16 protein-coding genes are annotated in these 16,526 nt (G+C 46.4%); 5 read left to right on the top strand and 11 right to left on the bottom strand.

Annotated elements, in window-relative coordinates; all coding sequences use genetic code 11:
* Positions 1–43 precede the first annotated feature (43 nt).
* The gene (locus AB6805_RS04940) at positions 44–910 is read right to left on the bottom strand and encodes a helix-turn-helix domain-containing protein (protein ID WP_370908347.1); all 867 of its coding nucleotides are present in this window, start codon (positions 908–910) and stop codon (positions 44–46) included.
* Between the two features lie 79 nt (positions 911–989).
* Between AB6805_RS04940 and AB6805_RS04935 the strand changes: the two genes are divergently transcribed.
* Together AB6805_RS04935 and AB6805_RS04930 are read left to right on the top strand one after the other, a co-directional pair.
* On the top strand, positions 990–1,409 hold the full coding sequence (locus AB6805_RS04935) for a hypothetical protein (RefSeq protein WP_370908346.1): 420 nt from the start codon (positions 990–992) through the stop codon (positions 1,407–1,409).
* A gap of 192 nt (positions 1,410–1,601) precedes the next feature.
* The gene (locus tag AB6805_RS04930) at positions 1,602–4,139 is read left to right on the top strand and encodes a phosphocholine-specific phospholipase C (RefSeq protein ID WP_370908345.1); all 2,538 of its coding nucleotides are present in this window, start codon (positions 1,602–1,604) and stop codon (positions 4,137–4,139) included.
* A gap of 44 nt (positions 4,140–4,183) precedes the next feature.
* Here the strand turns inward: AB6805_RS04930 and AB6805_RS04925 are convergent, their stop codons facing one another.
* The 6 genes from AB6805_RS04925 to AB6805_RS04900 form a co-directional block, all read right to left on the bottom strand.
* On the bottom strand, positions 4,184–4,876 hold the full coding sequence (locus tag AB6805_RS04925; protein ID WP_370908344.1) for a hypothetical protein: 693 nt from the start codon (positions 4,874–4,876) through the stop codon (positions 4,184–4,186).
* Positions 4,876–5,874 carry a glycosyltransferase gene (locus AB6805_RS04920; RefSeq protein ID WP_370908343.1) on the bottom strand — a complete coding sequence of 333 codons (999 nt, stop codon included), beginning with the start codon at positions 5,872–5,874 and terminating at the stop codon, positions 4,876–4,878. The genes AB6805_RS04925 and AB6805_RS04920 overlap by 1 nt, the downstream gene beginning before the upstream one ends.
* Positions 5,875–5,893: 19 nt before the next feature.
* Entirely contained in the window at positions 5,894–6,907 is a 1,014-nt protein-coding gene (locus tag AB6805_RS04915) for a glycosyltransferase (protein ID WP_370908342.1), read from the bottom strand.
* Positions 6,886–7,485, bottom strand: a complete 600-nt coding sequence (locus AB6805_RS04910) for a class I SAM-dependent methyltransferase (RefSeq protein ID WP_370908341.1) — start codon at positions 7,483–7,485, stop codon at positions 6,886–6,888. The genes AB6805_RS04915 and AB6805_RS04910 overlap by 22 nt, the downstream gene beginning before the upstream one ends.
* A 35-nt stretch (positions 7,486–7,520) precedes the next feature.
* Positions 7,521–8,471: a hypothetical protein gene (locus AB6805_RS04905; protein ID WP_370908340.1), complete on the bottom strand. Its 951-nt coding sequence runs from the start codon at positions 8,469–8,471 to the stop codon at positions 7,521–7,523.
* Positions 8,472–8,534: 63 nt separating this feature from the next.
* Positions 8,535–9,353 carry a DUF5672 family protein gene (locus AB6805_RS04900; RefSeq protein ID WP_370908339.1) on the bottom strand — a complete coding sequence of 273 codons (819 nt, stop codon included), beginning with the start codon at positions 9,351–9,353 and terminating at the stop codon, positions 8,535–8,537.
* A gap of 239 nt (positions 9,354–9,592) precedes the next feature.
* Here AB6805_RS04900 and AB6805_RS04895 point away from each other — a divergent pair, with 239 nt between their 5' ends.
* Positions 9,593–10,180, top strand: a complete 588-nt coding sequence (locus AB6805_RS04895) for a hypothetical protein (RefSeq protein ID WP_370908338.1) — start codon at positions 9,593–9,595, stop codon at positions 10,178–10,180.
* Between the two features lie 156 nt (positions 10,181–10,336).
* Complete coding sequence (locus AB6805_RS04890) at positions 10,337–11,896, top strand: murein L,D-transpeptidase (protein WP_370908337.1); 1,560 nt, start codon at positions 10,337–10,339, stop codon at positions 11,894–11,896.
* A 1-nt stretch (position 11,897) separates the two neighbouring features.
* On the opposite strand, the gene AB6805_RS04885 is transcribed toward AB6805_RS04890, so the two are convergent.
* Positions 11,898–12,656, bottom strand: coding sequence for a murein L,D-transpeptidase catalytic domain family protein (locus tag AB6805_RS04885; protein WP_370908399.1), 759 nt, complete (start codon positions 12,654–12,656; stop codon positions 11,898–11,900).
* A gap of 324 nt (positions 12,657–12,980) precedes the next feature.
* Between AB6805_RS04885 and AB6805_RS04880 the strand changes: the two genes are divergently transcribed.
* Positions 12,981–13,760 (top strand): DNA-formamidopyrimidine glycosylase family protein, encoded by a 780-nt coding sequence (locus tag AB6805_RS04880; RefSeq protein WP_370908336.1) that lies wholly within the window; start codon positions 12,981–12,983, stop codon positions 13,758–13,760.
* On the opposite strand, the gene AB6805_RS04875 is transcribed toward AB6805_RS04880, so the two are convergent.
* The 3 genes from AB6805_RS04875 to AB6805_RS04865 all read right to left on the bottom strand — a co-directional run bounded on the left by AB6805_RS04875 (position 13,749) and on the right by AB6805_RS04865 (position 16,304).
* Positions 13,749–14,489: a DUF72 domain-containing protein gene (locus tag AB6805_RS04875; RefSeq protein WP_370908335.1), complete on the bottom strand. Its 741-nt coding sequence runs from the start codon at positions 14,487–14,489 to the stop codon at positions 13,749–13,751. The two genes, AB6805_RS04880 and AB6805_RS04875, sit on opposite strands and share 12 nt — an antisense overlap.
* Positions 14,490–14,585: 96 nt before the next feature.
* Positions 14,586–15,398: an SDR family NAD(P)-dependent oxidoreductase gene (locus AB6805_RS04870; protein WP_370908334.1), complete on the bottom strand. Its 813-nt coding sequence runs from the start codon at positions 15,396–15,398 to the stop codon at positions 14,586–14,588.
* Between the two features lie 12 nt (positions 15,399–15,410).
* Positions 15,411–16,304 carry a phytanoyl-CoA dioxygenase family protein gene (locus AB6805_RS04865; RefSeq protein ID WP_370908333.1) on the bottom strand — a complete coding sequence of 298 codons (894 nt, stop codon included), beginning with the start codon at positions 16,302–16,304 and terminating at the stop codon, positions 15,411–15,413.
* Positions 16,305–16,526: the final 222 nt, after the last annotated feature.

The following is a 16,526-nucleotide window of genomic DNA, read 5'->3' as shown; positions in this document are numbered from 1 at the left end:
TCAAAGGTATATCCGGCGGAGATGAAGCAGTAGCAGGAATCGTTCAAAAAATAGCATTTTTAGCCCGTTGTGCATTTTTGGGCGTAGTGCCGTATAGCTGCCGGTATTGTTTTATAAAGTAAGATACATTTTCAAAGCCGCATTCATAGGCGATTTCATTGACATTGTTGCGGGAATGCAGGAGGAGTTCACGGGCATGTTTCAGCCGTTCTTCATTGATCCATTTTTTGGGAGGAGCATCATACAGACGGGCAAATTCCCTTTTAAAGCTGCTAAGACTTAACCCGCACATTTTCGCATATTCTTCCAGGGTAAAAGGTTGAAAAAGGTTATTGCGGATGATCAGGGAAATATTTTCCGCACTGTTGTCGAAAAGATGGGAAAGGAATGCCCGGACGGATTGCTGGTGTTCGCCGCAAAGCAACAGCAGCAGTACTTCCTGTATTTTCAGTTCCAGCAACCGGGTAGTATGGGTGTTGGGATGCTCCAGGTAATCCAGGATGCTGTTCCGCACCTGTAGCAGGTTATTTTTACAGGAGATGACTACCGGGGATCCCGCTTGTGTGGTAGGAGCGGATATGCCATCTTCACTGATAAAGGAACGGAGCAGGGTATCATCTATGCACAGTAAAAGCGACTGGTAATCGGTGCCATCCGTAATAAAATCGGTCATCAGATACACGCCTCTTTTCAGCAGCACCAGGTCGCCGGCATGTGCAATAATATCTCCTTCGGGGAAGTGCATATGTTTGGTGCCCCGTAGAATGAACACGAGGGAGTTTTCAGTAAGAAAACCCTGTTCTTCGCCGGGTTCGTTAGATTGCCTGAACCACGCCACCAGCGACTTCCCGGCATGTTGTTGCCGGACGGCCGGGATATGTTCAAAGGCCTTTGGGTATCGCAGTAACATGCCATAAAAATACGGATTAGCGCCGAATTATATGTTTATGGCATTGTATTTGGTAAAATAATATTAAAAGCAACTCAATATGAAAACATGGTTTTACCTGCCGCTGCTGTTACTGGGTTTTATATTGCCCGGTTGCACAAAAACAACCAATGAAGTAGTCATCCCTAACCAAACGATTTTGTTTGAAATAAACCCGAACGACTGGGGATTTGATACTGCTACCGGCGTTTACTTTTATTCCATTCCTGTATCGGAGCTAAATAATGTAAACCAGTTGGATGGTGTGATCGTTTCTATGGCCAGATATGATGCCAACAGCCCAACAGTGGTACCACAGTCATTTGAATTATTGCCGCAGGTGTATAACAATCAGTCTTATTTCATTATTCATGATGATCAGGCAGTAGAAGTTGATATCAAAGGTGTAAACGGTGTTAACTCACAAAAACCGGCTACCAAAGTGAGAGTGAAAATTGTATTGATACCTTCTGCGCAGTAAACCGGCTTTACCATTTCTCAACATATATAAAGGCTTCCGTGGAAACGGGCGCCTTTTTTATTTCCGTTAAACCGGAACCATAATAATAAAATAACAGCCATTCTTCATAGTAAGTTGCGTATAGCACAGGATTTTTACTATTTTCCATCTTTCGTAATCCCTTTACAGTGTACATGAAAAATTCAACGAATAATGGATAACAGAAGAGATTTTATTAAGAAGGCGGCGTTGCTATCCGGAGCTGCCGGCGTTTTCAGTGCCCTGCCGGCGTCTATCCAGCGGGCAATGGCCATTGATCCGAAGCCGGGTACCACGTTCCTGGATGCAGAGCACATCGTAGTGCTGATGCAGGAAAACCGCTCCTTCGACCACTGTTATGGAACGCTCCGTGGAGTACGGGGCTACAATGATCCACGTGCTATCCAGCTGCCCAATAAAAACCTGGTGTGGTTGCAGAGCAATGCCAACAATGAAACGTATGCCCCTTTCCGGCTTAACCTGAAGGAAACAAAGGCCACGTGGATGAGCAGCCTGCCGCATTCATGGGGTAACCAGGTAGATGCCCGTAATAACGGCAAATACGACAAGTGGCTGCTGGTAAAGAAATCAGGCAATAAAGACTGGGCCCCGATGCCACTCACACTGGGTTATTATAACCGGGAAGATATCCCGTTTTATTATTCCCTGGCAGATGCCTTCACCGTATGTGACCAGAATTTCTGCTCCTCCTTAACCGGTACCACGCCCAACAGGCTTTATTTGTGGACGGGTACCCTGCGCGATGAGCAAAAGGCTGATTCCAAAGCTAACGTATGGAACGAAGACGTGGACTATGGCCGGGAAGCGCATTGGACCAGTTTCCCTGAACGCCTGGAAGACAACGGGGTTTCCTGGAAAATTTACCAGAATGAAATCAGCGCCGCGGGCCTGGAAGGAGAAAAAGATGGGATGCTGGCCAACTTTACCGATAACCCCATAGAGTGGTTTGCTGCCTATAATGTTCGTTTTGCAGCGGGGCATATCCAGTACCTGCAACGCAAAATCAAAGAACTGCCGGCTGAAATAGAAACACTGGCATCCAAACTGGGCGGCACTTCGGGGGAAGAAGCCACCAGGCTGCAAAAGCAACTGGATCAGCGTAAGGCGGAACTGGAAAGAGCAAAGTCTGATGCAGAAAAGTTTACAGCGGCTAATTTTGCAAAATTGCCGCAGCGCGCGCAAAATCTTCATAAAAAAGCATTTACCACCAATATTGGCGATCCTGATTACCATGAACTGGAAACCCTCACCTACAAAGATGGAGACACGGAAAGAACCGTGCAGGTGCCGAAAGGAGATATCCTGCACCAGTTCAGAACAGATGTAAATGAGGGCAAGCTGCCAACTATTTCCTGGCTGGTGGCGCCGGGCGAATTCTCCGATCACCCCGGATCGCCATGGTATGGCGCCTGGTATGTGTCGGAAGTGCTGGATATCCTTACCCGCCAGGAAGAGGTATGGAAAAAGACCATCTTCATTTTATGTTATGATGAGAATGATGGTTATTTTGACCACGTACCTCCGTTTACCGCACCGCATAAACCCGGTACCGGCAAAGTGTCCGCAGGAATTGATACCGGCCTGGAATATGTAACACGTGAGGAAGAAGAAGCAAAGAAATATCTCAGCGCAGATGAAATCCGGGAAAGTCCTATCGGGTTGGGTTACCGCGTACCATTGGTGATTGCATCGCCCTGGAGCCGTGGTGGTTATGTGAATTCACAGGTATGCGACCATACTTCCATCCTGCAACTAATGGAGCATTTCCTGCAACATAAAACGGGGAAGCCCATTAAGGAAACGAATATATCTGCCTGGCGCCGTACGGTATGCAGTGATCTTACTTCCGTATTCCGTCCTTTTAATGGTGAAAAAATATCAGTGCCATTTCCTGAAAGGAACGAGTTTATTGAAACGATCTACAATGCGAAGTTCAAGAAGCTGCCGGATGAATTTAAGCTGCTCACTGCGGAGGAAATTGAAAAGATCAATGCCAATCCCGCCACAGCAGAATGGATGCCACAGCAGGAGAAAGGCACCCGTGTTGCCAACGCATTGCCTTATGAATTATATGTGGGCGGGAAACTGGGAGCGGATAAGCAATCATTTGAAATCAGTTTTGAAGCTGCCAGCAAGGTGTTTGGCGACCGGGCTGCCGGCGCCCCTTTCAATGTATATGCGCCCGGCAAATACCTGCAGGAAACCACGCAAACAATGGAGCCGGTGAGCACCTGGTCGTATGCTGTAAAGGCAGGAGACCAGCTGAAAGATACCTGGCCGCTATCGTCTTTTGAAAACGCGCATTATCACCTGAGAGTATATGGCCCCAATGGGTTTTACCGTGAGTTTACCGGCGATGCCGGCGACCCGCAGGTGGAAATCCAGTGCAGCTATCAACGGACCCTTACCAACAGTAAGAAACTGACCGGGAACGTGGAATTGAAACTGGTAAACCACGGCACGCAGCCAGCCACCTTTACCATCAGCGATCTGGGGTATAACAAAGGCGTGCTGAAGAAAACAGTAGCCGCACGCACAACCGCCACCTTAGTAATAGATCTGGCTAAAAGCCACGGCTGGTACGACCTTTCTGTGAAGGCCACCGGCAGTGACTTGTTTGCACAGCGTTATGCCGGCAGGGTGGAAACCGGGAAAGAAAGCATAAGCGACCCGGTAATGGGAAGAGTATAATAATATTTACCTGAAGGCGTCTCTTTAACAGGAGACGCCTTTTTTTATTGTCCTATGGGAGGAGATTGTTTTTTATCCGTGAGCTTCAAACGGAGTTTGGTAAATAACGGTAATATTGATTTACACTTCTTTATAAAGCGTTGCGATAAATCGTGGCGCGACAGGAACGCATGATAAATGCGGTCGTTGTAAGTAGTGCCGTATCCGAATTTATTATGTTCCGGATGATGCAGATACCATTGCTCGTCTTCGATATGGGTGGGCCACCAGTATTTTACATGGCCGCCCTGCCGGATAATTTCTTCTGTCAGGTTTTGCCCTGCATCCATATCTTCTGTCATATTCATATCCGGGTATCCCAGCTCTTTCAGATAAGCCGTGGAAATACCGAAGAAGAATGGCGAAACGTACAGGTTTTTTGCATCGCGCAGGTGATTGGCCGTTTGCGCGGCGCCGGCAATGGTACGGGGTTCGCGAAGATCTTCCAAAAGATCAGATAGCCACTCTTTACGCGTGGGCACGCAATCAATATCAAAAAAAATCAGGTAGTCGGTATCAGTAACGGTTCTGCATATATGATTCAGAAAATCGCCATGACTGAACTGTTCATCAATAATATGATGTACCGGTACTCCGAATTTACCAAACACCGCTTTTTGGTACCGGGGTACGCGGGGATTTACTTTATGATTATAAAAAGAGAATACCTTAAACTGCTTTCTTCTTTCTCTTGCCATCATTTATTATTTAAGAATTTTTTAATTGAGCTGGTTACTTCGTCCTGTTCGCGTGCAAATGGCGACAGGTAAAAGAGCACCTGTCTTTCTGTTGTCAGATCCCTTTTAGATAAACCTATTCTTGCCAGCAGTATCCGGAAGGGAGTTATCGCGAGTAGGCGCCACCTGTTTTTATGTTTGTTTTTGTTGTGCAGGAAAAGCGCCCTGTCGTACACGCTCAGCACTTTTGTGGCTTCGCGGATGCCTTCCATCAGGCGGTCCCTGTAATCTATTGTTAATCTTTCTGCCGGTATAAAATGTTTCAGCTTCAGATCCTTATCATAATATAAAGTAAACCCCCACAGGAGCAGGCGTTTGCAGTATTCGAAATCGTCGCCGGTGGTGAGTTTTTCCCCGTTCCTGCCATTCAGGAGGGAAGGGTACCTGTCGTCAAATACCTGTAGGAACAGCGCCCGGCGGGTAATCAGCCCGGCGCCGAGCACAAACCCGCGATGTGTTACATCGCCCGATTCTTCCGCGGGAATGCCAATGGCATATTTATCTTTATATTCTTCAAACCAGTCGGGATAAGCTGCCGAATTTGTTACCGGAACATTTTGTCCGCCTGCAGCTCCTATCTTTTTATCTTTCAACATCACCTGCCATGAAAGATAAACGTAGTTTTTATCCAGCAGGTTATCATCATCACAAAATATGAGGCATTCATAATTAGCTTCCCTGGCGCCTCTTTTCCGGGCATACATTTGCCCGCGTGTAAGCTCCTCCACTACCCGGCAGGTGGCATTCACCGGTTTATTTTCCTTCCACACCGTGCTGGCGTATTCAACGGTATTATCTGTTGAGGCGTTGTTAACTAATATAATCTCCCAGGAAAAATCTTCCGGAACTACCTGTTCATTCAGATGCGCTAATGTTTGCGGCAGCCGGGAAGCGCTGTTATAGCAGCAAATAATAACTGAAACGCCTTTCATATTACTTTCCGGAATCTTCCACTTCATATTGATAATTATTTTTAAGCTACTCCACTTTTAGGATCCTTACTATCTGGTTTACCGGCAACGGTATTGGTTTATCCAGTGCGGCATAGGTGCCCGCATTGGTGGCAATGAATTCCACGAGGTCAAACATTTTGTGCGGATCTTTACTCCACCTGGCCCTGATGAATTTCTTCAGGGATTTCCGGGAGAATTTCCATCGCGGCATTATTTTTTGTTCGAGCGATCTTTTTTGTTCCGGGAATACTTGTAACAGGCAGGTTTCATAGCAGATAAATGTGCCATACAGGAGGCGTTGCAAGTATTGACTGTTGGCCCGGCTGCGGGGTATGATATGTGTAAGTTTCAGAGCCGGGGATACGCCTGCCTCGTATCCTTTGCTGATGCAGTGTAGTACCATTTGGGTATCTTCTCCGCTGCTGAGTTTATTCCCTTTTCTTCCTGAGGCGGTAAAGCGTCCCTGGCGGGCCAGCTGCACAAATTCTTTTAACAGGGAAGCGGTAGTGCAAAGACCGGTACCAAAAGGATAACAGGATTGCCATGAAGTTTCGCATGCGGTTCTTACCGTTTGTTCTTCCCGTTGCTGAAAGGCCATGCTGGCAAAATGCATAATGGTAGCATCTACGCCGTCAATGAAATCCACCTTCACCTTACCCGGGCCCCAGGCTGCCACGTTAGGGAATTGTTCGTTTAGTTTTTTTAGTTCCCGGAGGTAATCCCTTTCCGGTTCATTGTCGTAATCAAAGTATACGATAAAGTTGCCGGCGGCTTTTTCTATGGCCGCCATCCGTGCATAATTTACGCCCTGTTCCTGTACCAGGAGGAGGTGCATGCCGGGGATCTTTTCTTCAAACTCCTTTACATATGATTGCTGGTGGAGTGGGAGATCGCTGTTATTATCCACTAAAATAACTTCGGTGGAAATACCGGTAGTGTCCAGGCGGTATACTGCTTCCAGGCAACGTCGCAGGATGCGTTCGTCCGGGTTAAAGGTGCATATGACCAGTGAATAATCTATCGTTTTTTTCCAATCCATAACGAGTCATATTGCCTGGAAAAATTAAAATGGTCGCCTGCCAGGTTCTGGATTACATAAGTAGGTCCCAGTTCATCCCGGTCCGGGTAGTAATCGTGGAAAGCGATGTAGCCGCCTCTTACCACTTTGGAGGCGTATAACTCAAAATCCGATCTGCATCCTGCGATGGAGTGGTCGCCATCGATAAAGAGGAAGTCGATCTGTTGAAAGTCGTTGTGCATTTCATATGAGTAGCCTTTCTTCACGATGATTTTATCATGAACAGACAGGCGTTCCATATTTTCCGTAAAGCGGATCAAAAGATCAGTAGTGGCGCCTTTTTCTGCATATTCCTTCCGGCTTCCCTGGTCGAACCCTGCGTCTGCATTAAATGGATCAATCGCGTAGATTTTTCCTGACCGGAGTCCTCTTGAAATGCAGTAAGTGCTTTTGCCCTGCCAGCTGCCAATTTCCACCACTACCGCATCGCGACGCAATTTGCGTGCGGTAAGGAACAGTCCCAGTGCTTCCCGTTCGGTTAGCCATCCATCTATTTCGTAATAGGGGTGGATCTTTTTCAGGGCAGATCTTTCTATCATTTTTTTAAACATACTGCTGGACGTTTGAGGATGATTTATTTAAAAAGACTTCTTACCCACCGTTTAAACCGTCTTCTCAGCAGTTGCTCTTTTTTTACTTTTTGCCATTTCTCTTCGAGCCTAAAGTCTTTGCTTAAAAAATAATAATCGGCGCGTTTTTCCGGCGTAAAATGCAAAGGATGCACCAAAGGTTTTTCCAGTTGTTCCGCCGGTAAATTGGCGTGATCTTCCGGAACATTATAAGTGTGGGTGGCATCCGGCCTGAACCCTAAGTTGCTGATCAGATTTACATTTGGTGTAATACATAGTCCATTCCGGAAAAAGTTAATCAGGTTAAACTGGTAGTCCCAGGAATCTATTTCTTTTCTTTTTAATTTTTGAAAGATTTCGATCCATCCATCGATCAGGAACTGATCACTAAAGATATTTTCCAGTACAGCAACGGCGTCTGTTTCGTTATAGTGTTCCAGGTCGATGTCGTATGCTTCCCATGCCCGCCGCCAGCTTGCCCATCCCCAGATGTGGCTGTATTGTGAGAAATAATAGCTGCCGTTTCCCCACTTTTTTCCCATCTGCAAATTGGTACCGGTGATATTTACCATACGGGTATCGTGCCGGTACCGGGGAAGCAGCTGATCGCAAAAATAGAAGAAGTCGTTGGTGGGCAGGCAATCATCTTCCAGGATAATACCTTCCTCTTCCTGTTGAAAAAACCAGGTCACAGCTTCCGCTACAGCAACCTTGCAACCTTTATTTTCTTCACTGAATAGTTTGTGCACGCTACAGTCCCAATCTACCTGGTCATAAATCTTTCTTGTTTCCCGGCATAGCTGTGTATCTTTTTCTACACCGGCTCGTGGTCCGTCTGCAGCGATATACAACTTAGCGGGCCGGGCTTCTCTTACCCGTTCAAATATTTTTAAGGCAGTATCAGGTCGGTTGAAGGATAATAATAGGACAGGTGATTGCACATGATAATTGGCCATACCTGATAAATAGATGTATAGTAAATTTAATAAAATGATGCATGGTAAACAAGGGGTAACTGATCAGTGCACAGTTATCTTCTTTATATGTTCTTTCCAGAAAGGAAATCTGAACCAGGCATGGCATCCGAGTGGTAACCTGCCGTTATTTAATTCATACAGCCGTTCTGGATTTACTTCAAAACTGAATGCAGCGGCGGTTTCCGGCGGAGCTGTTTTGAATGAGGGATCCAGGAGTGGAACTACCTGCGTCCAGATCATATCTTCATTAAAACTTTTCCCGGTATAATATTTTTTAAGATGGATATTAAAAAAGATAGCGTCCTGATCCTGTTTTATTCTTTTCCGTAAAGCGGCGCAGTTGGCGTAAATAAAATGGTAGAACTTCCATCTTAACCGATATCTTCTAAGTAATTTCAGCACGCTAAGACATGATTGTATATTCCGGATAGAAAAACCGGAATTAAGCGCACCATGGAATGGTGCATCCGGCGTTGCATTCAGGTATCCCTCAAAAACAGGCGCTCCTATAAAATCGAAATCGAATCCATGATGCTCGTGCACTTTGGAACTAAAGATATAAGCATCCAATTCGTAGGTCATCATAAATTCGTAGTCAGCAAATTGCTGGTAAAACGGAACAGATAATTTCATCCGGTTATAGTTTGCCAGAGAAGAAAGCCACGACGGAGCTACCGGTTTTGGGATGAGCCCGGGATGGATTGCGAGATAGCGGTCGACGGGCAAGCCTTCCGGGAAAACAAGAAAACAGTCGAATGCTTTTAAATGCCTGTAGCAGGCGTGTAGCGATAACGCTTCCTCCTCGGACAACACGGACTTATGTACAGGTATTATTACACAGAGTTTGCGGTGCACGGTCATATTTTAACTATAGGTTATTAAAGAAATGGTTCAGATGATAAAAAGGGTCTATTGTATTTAAACCAACAAAGAGCGATTTTGTTTTAGCCAGGGGGCAGGAAGTTACGGAGGGCTACCTGAACTAAATTATCGCATTTTTGTTGTTTGTTTTTTTGTATATTGACTAACGTGTTAAAGATCCCGTTGCCTTGCATCTCCACATATCATTAATTATATTAAATCATCCAAAATCTTCCTTTATGAAACTTTCTTCCCGTCACCTGCCCCTGATGTGCTTATTTGCTGTAATTCTGGCTTTTGCTGCCTGCTCCAAAGACGGAGCCCAGGGCCCTGCCGGAAATCCTGGTCCTGCTGGTCCAGGGGGCCCTGCCGGTCCTGCCGGCCCCGGTGGTCCCAAAGGTGATACTGGCGTGGCCAATGTGATCTACTCGGACTGGCTCAACGTTGCTTTTGATAGTATCCGGGATGAAAATGGCGTGCCAACCGGCGATGGCTTTATTGGCGCCATAGAAATTCCCAAACTGACCAAGGAAATACTAACCAAAGGCGTCATAAATGTTTATTTCAACCTTGACTCCGCCGATGCGCCTTATATCGTGCCTTTGCCTTACGTGGATCCGTACCTGTTTGTAAGTTTCCGCGCCTCCGAAGGAGGAATCGTTATCCTGGCCAGTCATGATCTCAGCTCGGGCAATTATCCCGGCGAAAAAGTGATCCAGCAGTTCCGTTATGTGCTGGTTCCCGGCGGCGTTGCTGCCCGTAGCGCCAGTGGAGTGGACTGGAAGAATTATAAGTCTGTACAGCAATACCTGGGACTAAAAAATTAACACAGATATTTTCGTGAGAAAGCCTTCCTGGTATCCCGGGAGGGCTTTTTGTTGCGCTATATGCACAGTTTGTTCCGTCGCGGCTACGTCCGCTCTTCCTTTTGCCGCTGTAGCATGGCATCTGGCAACCGGCTTCTAATTTGATAGTAGACCAGTATGAAAAGGCTACTACTGATTACATTGTTTGCATACATACTCAATGGCTGTAACTCCCCGTCTGCACCAGCCACCTCTGCTGAACACATTAGTCCCCGCAACACTGGGATTACCCCTGAAAATGCCTATAACGACCTGTTCCTGGACAGTTCGGCGATAGCCGCATTCATCACCGCCCAAAAACTGAACGATACCATTGCTGACCGGTTACGCAGCTTTTATAATGCACGTAATTTCGAGTTTGCCTGGTTCGACAGTAAAGGGCCCGTAGAACAAGCCGCCGCCTTCCGGAGCCTGTACAATTACAGTAAAGACAGTACCAGCAACCGGGCGCTTGACAAGCGGCTGAATGCCCTCATGGATGAAGACAGCCTGGTGGTGAGCGCCACGGACAAAGAATTCATTAAAACGGAACTGCAGCTTACCTGGCGGCTCATCAATTATTTCAGGGAAACCGGCGGCAGTATTGGTCAGCTTGAACATATGATACCGGCGCAGCGCTACACCGTCATGGAACTGGCTGATTCCATGCTTAAAACCAATGATAAAATGTTTCCGGCAGTTGCCCCCATGAAGGAGCCGCTCAAAGCCTACCGGGAATATGTAAAAAATGGTGGCTGGCAACCATTGCCCGTGATAAAGAAGGGATTAAAAAAAGGGCAATCATCTCCCGAAATTATAGCCGTAAAAAAACGGTTGCAGATAACCGGGGAGCTGAAGCAAAATGACAGCACCGATGTATTTAATGATGAACTGGAAACTGCCATTAATTCATTCCGTAACAGCAATGGATATACGCAAAACGGTGTGTTGAATGATACAGTGATCAATGCACTGAACGTTTCTGCGGAAGAGCGGATGCAGGCGCTGCTGCTGAATATGGAACGCATGAAATGGATGCCTGTTAAGCCGCAGGGGAAGCTGATCCTGGTGAATATACCGGCTTTTATGCTACATGTAACGGAGGGGGATAAACGTTTGTTCGATATGGATATTGTGGTGGGAAAAGAAGGACACAGCACGACCATGTTTTCAGGAATGCTGAACCAGGTGGTATTCAGCCCTTACTGGAATATACCCCGCAGCATTGTGCGAAAGGAAATTCTGCCAGCCATTCAGCGCAACAGGGGCTATCTGGCCTCGAAAGATATGGAAGTAACAGGGCAGGCGAACGGGTTGCCGGTGATCCGCCAGCGGCCCGGACAGCGTAATGCCCTTGGCCGCGTGAAGTTCCTGTTTCCGAACAGTTATAATATTTACTTTCATGATACGCCTGAGAAAAGTCTTTTTGACCGTGATAACCGGGCATACAGTCATGGTTGTATTCGACTGAAAGATCCGGTAAAAATGGCGCAGTTTGTTTTGGAGGACTCACCCCAATGGACCAACGAAAAAATTGACAGTGCAATGAACAGCGGAAAGGAAAAGTTTGTGGCGGTAAAAGATCCGGTGCCGGTGATTATCACTTATTTCACAGCATGGTCAGAAGGAGGCAAATTATATTTTGCCTCCGATGTATATGGGCATGACGCCGTTTTTAAGGAAAAGCTGTTTAAATAATTTAAGACGCGGTGCTGTCTTTTACAAGAATGCGGGTATGTGCAGAATAATATTTATCCGGGCTGTAAAGAAACAGGCAGGTACCATTCCTGATGCTGCTGATCACTTTACGGTGCACATTTTCAGGGATAGCAGGGCATCCCAGGCTGCGGCCAATATAACCCTGTAATTTACCGAGGTTATCATTCACATAATCTGCGCTATGCATCACAATACCCCTGCTGAGGGCATTATCGTTGATGCCGGCTTCTTCTCCCTCCAAACGGAGAGAATAACCATGTTCGCCGTTATAGGTATCGCCGGTAACATAAAAACCAAGACTGCTTTTAAAGCTGTTCATCTTGTTGGAGAAAGCATTGGCAATATCCTTACCGGAGTTCCGGCCATGAGATACGAGCGTATTAAAAAGTAGCAGCTTATTCTTCAAGTCTATCACAAACAAACGCTTTTTGGTACTGGGCAGGGAGAAGTCGATAATAGACAACACATCCGGATTTTTGATCCTTCCGTTTTCCTGCAGATGCTCGTATCCTACCAGGGCATTGTCAAACGCCTCCCTGGAAAGCCCGGTGGTATCCAGTCGCATCATGTCGTATAAACTTTCCCGCTGAACCGAGTCCGTTTTTACAGCAGTAGCCGGTTTGATGGCCGCGGTGGATGTTCCGGCAGTGGTGAGGTTTGTAAAGTTTGTAAATAGGAATACGAAAAGACAAATGGTAATAATAAAAATCAACGGTTTAATCACTTTCTTCAATTTCATGTTCACACTCCGTGTTTTATTTGGTTTAGAGAAAAGGCATAGACTACAAATATACTGATTTTTGGGTTGAAAAAGCCCTGAAATCCGCGTCTGAGGCCGCTGGGCGGATATTTTAACAGGCCGTTCACATACATGGAAATTATGTATAAGTGGTTAATATTGGTTAAATGATGGACAATATCAGCAAAAGCTGATCTGCTATGATCCTTATCTTTAGTTTATTGTTTCGTAAGAGGAAAAAACTGCCATAAAATGGGCCGGTTATTGCTGCCGGCCCTTTATTATTTCCGCCATATTCGTTAACTTATCTTAAAAATATTCATTATGCCTGAGTTACCTGATCTGCAAGCCTTCCGGCATAACCTGGAAAAGGCGCTACTTCATAAAAAACTGAAGTCCGTTACGGTAAAGAACGCGAAGAAATTACATACCAAAGAGGCAGACCTGCAGGCAGCCCTGGAAGGACAGGCACTGGAACATATACAGCGGGTGGGAAAGGAGTTGCATTTTGTGTTTAAAAACGGGCATGTGCTGGGTATGCATTTAATGTTGCATGGGAAATTGTATTTATTTGAAAAGAAGAATGAGCAGAAGTATACTATTGTAGAATTATTGTTTGCCGATGGCACCGGGCTGGCTTTGACGGATTTCCAGGCAGCCGCCAATATCACCCTTGATCCGGAAGAGAAAACAGCACCGGATGCGATGTCGAAAGACTTCAACGAAAGTTACCTGACAGCGCAGCTGGCAAAGAAGAAAATAACCATCAAAAAATACCTGCTGGATCAGCACAATGTACTGGGTATTGGAAACGCCTATGCAGATGATATCTTGTGGGATGCAAAGATCTCTCCTTTCTCTGTTGCCAATAAAATACCGGCGCCAAAGATCAAAGCGTTGTTGAAATCAGTTAAAAAGATCCTGGAAGGAGCGGAAAAGAAGATCCTGAAAAGTAACCCTGATATTATTAATGGCGAGGTCCGCGATTTTATGCTGGTACATAACGCTAAATTAACGGAGAGTCCCGGTGGCGCTCCCATTAAGAAGGATACCGGCGGCGGCCGGAAAACGTATTACACGGATGAGCAGGAATTATTTGAGTAGGGCCATCACCTGTTCCGCATTTTGCAAAGCGTAGCCGTGCCCGTCGTTGTTAAAGAATGCCCAGACAGTATGTTTGTCCTGTTGCCATTCTTTGAATTTACCCGCATAAGTATCCATCGTTTTTTCCGGATATAGTTTATCATATTTGCCGTCGGGTCCGTGGAAGCGGACGTAGATATGTTTTGCCGTTATGGCTTCTGCAAACGGCCACCGGTGTCCCGACAATGCAATTACCCACGCAATTTTGTATTGCCGCAATAGCGCCATTGCTTCATCAGAAATCCAGCTTTGGTGTCGCGCTTCCAATGCGAAATGATAATCGGCATAGTTTTCAGTCAGCACTTTAAAGAAATGATCAGCTCTTTCTGCATCAAAAGCAGCCGTTGCCGGCAGCTGGATGAGCACAGGTCCGAGGTGTTTGATGAAGGGATCGAAGATATCAAAGAACCTGGGCAGTGATTCTTCAGGATCCAGTAATCTTTTCACGTGAGTGATATATCTGCTGATCTTTGGGCAGAAGCGGAACCGCGCCGGCACTTTCTCTATCCAGGCTTCTACCGTTGCAGGTTTTGGGAGATGATAAAAGCTGGTATTTATTTCTGTTACCTTAAATTGTTTTGCATACCAGGGAAGATAGTCAACGGGTTTTAATCCTGTTGGATAGAATATTTCGCGCCAATGTTTATAGCTCCAGCCGGATGTGCCGATATGAATGCCTGCAGTTACCATTATCTTTTTAATAAGAGCGCTGCAAATGTTGTTCCCATATACATCAGAAAGCGGCACCAGGCTTGATGCAGCTTTCTGATATAAGCAAGGGTTGTATTATGCACTGAGTGCTATCGTGCCGGCTTCTTTCTCTTTTGGTTCATAGATACCTGCTGCAATTTTCTCTACAAATAATTTCGGGAAGAATTTTGGTAGCCATGCATTCAGTTTATTGGTGAACCCGGGGATGATCTCCGCTTTGCCTTTGAAGAGGCCGTCTATCGCAATTTTGGCGACTTTCTCCGGCGTCATATTGAAGCGGTTGGCAACATTGCGGGTGTAGTCGCCCATGCGTGCCCGGTTCACAAAATCCGTGTCGGTGCTCCCGGGACTCAGGGCACTCACCGATATGGGGGAATGCCTGAGTTCATACCGGAGTCCGCGTGTAAAGGAAAGCGCGAACGCTTTTGAAGACGCGTAAATATTGAGATAAGGCACCGTTTGATAGGCGGTAGTGCTGGCAAGATTGAGCAGGTATGCTTTAGAAAACTGCCGCAGTACAGGTATATAGGCGTACGATAAGCCTACCTGTGCCCTGATATTTACATCAATGATGTTGAACTGTTCCTGTAGCGTGAGTTGCTCAAACGGTCCGTTGATGCCATAGCCGGCGTTATTCACTACTACGGTCAGCGAATGATGCCAGGTGCTGCTCCAGCCCGTAACATTTGATAAAGCGTCCGGGGCCGACAGATCCTGGTGTAACGTATGTACGTTCACGTGATATTGCGCCGCGAGTGTTTCTGCTGTTGCAGCCAGGCTTTTTTCATCTATATCTACCAGCAACAGGTGATAGTTTCTCTCTGCGAGTTGTGCAGCAATGGCTTTTCCTATTCCTTTTGCTGCGCCGGTTATTAATGCGTATGACATCGGAATATATTTTTAAAGAGATGGCGTGTTTACTTCTGCGAGGCTTTCGGACCGGGCTTTTATATGTGCCCATTGTGGTTTGCCACCATACAGATGTTGTTTGAGATGTGCCAGTTTGTGATAAAAAGGAGTAGGGCTGCTGGCTGTTTTAGGCTGATAGGCGCCGGTGATGATAGGAATATACATCACTCTCCGGCGGCTTTTTTCACCGGTGTAGGGCGACTGCTGTACGCGGTGCCAGAGGCGCCCGTCGTGAACCGTGAGATCACCCGCTTCAATTTCAAAGCCCACTTCTTTTTGATCGGGGTTATTATCGATGAAGTATTTCTTTCTGAACAATAGCTTCAGTATTCCCTGTTCATGTGTGCCGGGTAATACTCTCAGGCCGCCGTTGTCCAGCGGGCAATCGTCGAGATGGATGCCTACATTGAGCATTGGCAGGATGCGTGAGCCCAGGAACAGATCACGCGGACTGTCGGTGTGCCAGCCCAGTTGTTTAAACTGGCTCTCCGTAGTGTTGACGTAATGGTTTACCACCAGTCCGTCTTTTTCGTTTTCACCGATCCTGCCGGAGTAAGGACCCAGCAAAGCTGTGAGTGTTTGCAGTCTTTTATCTTTTAATAGCTCCCGCAGCACATTGCTGTAGTGCGATGCGAAGGCGATGCGCTGGATCAGCGGGCTGCCGTCCACGTCTGTGCCAAATTTGAGCGGAATACCATTTACTTTCTGGATGTTATTCCGGATTAGTAATTCCTGTACACGTTCTACTTCTTCATGCACGGTTGCCAATGCATTTTTGTCGAGAAAGTTTTTGAACTGTATGATGCCATAGGTACGGAACCAGGCAAGATGCGCTGCAGTGACTCCTCCGGCAAGGGAGAATATGGGTTGGTTGGTCGTTTTCATGACGATTTTTTTGTTAACAGTGTTAAATCAGTTGTTGAAATAGAAAATGGTGTCGCGGCAATTGGTGGGGTGACCGCAGGGGGGAGTGGGAATTAACAACAACAATAAGACGCCGCTGTTGCGGGGTGGTTGGTTGATGCGCTTATCCGGCGCGACTTTAGATAATCCTGATCTGTGTTCATGGCGGTATGTTTTTATTAGTCTACCAATCTTGTGGACAAA

Source organism: Chitinophaga sp. RCC_12 (assembly GCF_041360695.1).
In the GTDB taxonomy this organism is placed as follows: domain Bacteria; phylum Bacteroidota; class Bacteroidia; order Chitinophagales; family Chitinophagaceae; genus Chitinophaga.
Note: the sequence above shows the minus strand (reverse complement) of the source record. Positions and strands in the feature narration are given on the sequence as shown.

Excerpts from the sequence above, each read along its gene's own strand:
- AB6805_RS04940 (WP_370908347.1), bottom strand. The coding sequence starts at position 910 with ATGTTACTGCGATACCCAAAGGCCTTTGAACATATCCCGGCCGTCCGG.
- AB6805_RS04935 (WP_370908346.1), top strand. The coding sequence starts at position 990 with ATGAAAACATGGTTTTACCTGCCGCTGCTGTTACTGGGTTTTATATTG.
- AB6805_RS04930 (WP_370908345.1), top strand. The coding sequence starts at position 1,602 with ATGGATAACAGAAGAGATTTTATTAAGAAGGCGGCGTTGCTATCCGGA.
- AB6805_RS04925 (WP_370908344.1), bottom strand. The coding sequence starts at position 4,876 with ATGGCAAGAGAAAGAAGAAAGCAGTTTAAGGTATTCTCTTTTTATAAT.
- AB6805_RS04920 (WP_370908343.1), bottom strand. The coding sequence starts at position 5,874 with ATGAAGTGGAAGATTCCGGAAAGTAATATGAAAGGCGTTTCAGTTATT.
- AB6805_RS04915 (WP_370908342.1), bottom strand. The coding sequence starts at position 6,907 with ATGGATTGGAAAAAAACGATAGATTATTCACTGGTCATATGCACCTTT.
- AB6805_RS04910 (WP_370908341.1), bottom strand. The coding sequence starts at position 7,485 with ATGATAGAAAGATCTGCCCTGAAAAAGATCCACCCCTATTACGAAATA.
- AB6805_RS04905 (WP_370908340.1), bottom strand. The coding sequence starts at position 8,471 with ATGGCCAATTATCATGTGCAATCACCTGTCCTATTATTATCCTTCAAC.
- AB6805_RS04900 (WP_370908339.1), bottom strand. The coding sequence starts at position 9,353 with ATGACCGTGCACCGCAAACTCTGTGTAATAATACCTGTACATAAGTCC.
- AB6805_RS04895 (WP_370908338.1), top strand. The coding sequence starts at position 9,593 with ATGAAACTTTCTTCCCGTCACCTGCCCCTGATGTGCTTATTTGCTGTA.
- AB6805_RS04890 (WP_370908337.1), top strand. The coding sequence starts at position 10,337 with ATGAAAAGGCTACTACTGATTACATTGTTTGCATACATACTCAATGGC.
- AB6805_RS04885 (WP_370908399.1), bottom strand. The coding sequence starts at position 12,656 with ATGAAATTGAAGAAAGTGATTAAACCGTTGATTTTTATTATTACCATT.
- AB6805_RS04880 (WP_370908336.1), top strand. The coding sequence starts at position 12,981 with ATGCCTGAGTTACCTGATCTGCAAGCCTTCCGGCATAACCTGGAAAAG.
- AB6805_RS04875 (WP_370908335.1), bottom strand. The coding sequence starts at position 14,489 with ATGGTAACTGCAGGCATTCATATCGGCACATCCGGCTGGAGCTATAAA.
- AB6805_RS04870 (WP_370908334.1), bottom strand. The coding sequence starts at position 15,398 with ATGTCATACGCATTAATAACCGGCGCAGCAAAAGGAATAGGAAAAGCC.
- AB6805_RS04865 (WP_370908333.1), bottom strand. The coding sequence starts at position 16,304 with ATGAAAACGACCAACCAACCCATATTCTCCCTTGCCGGAGGAGTCACT.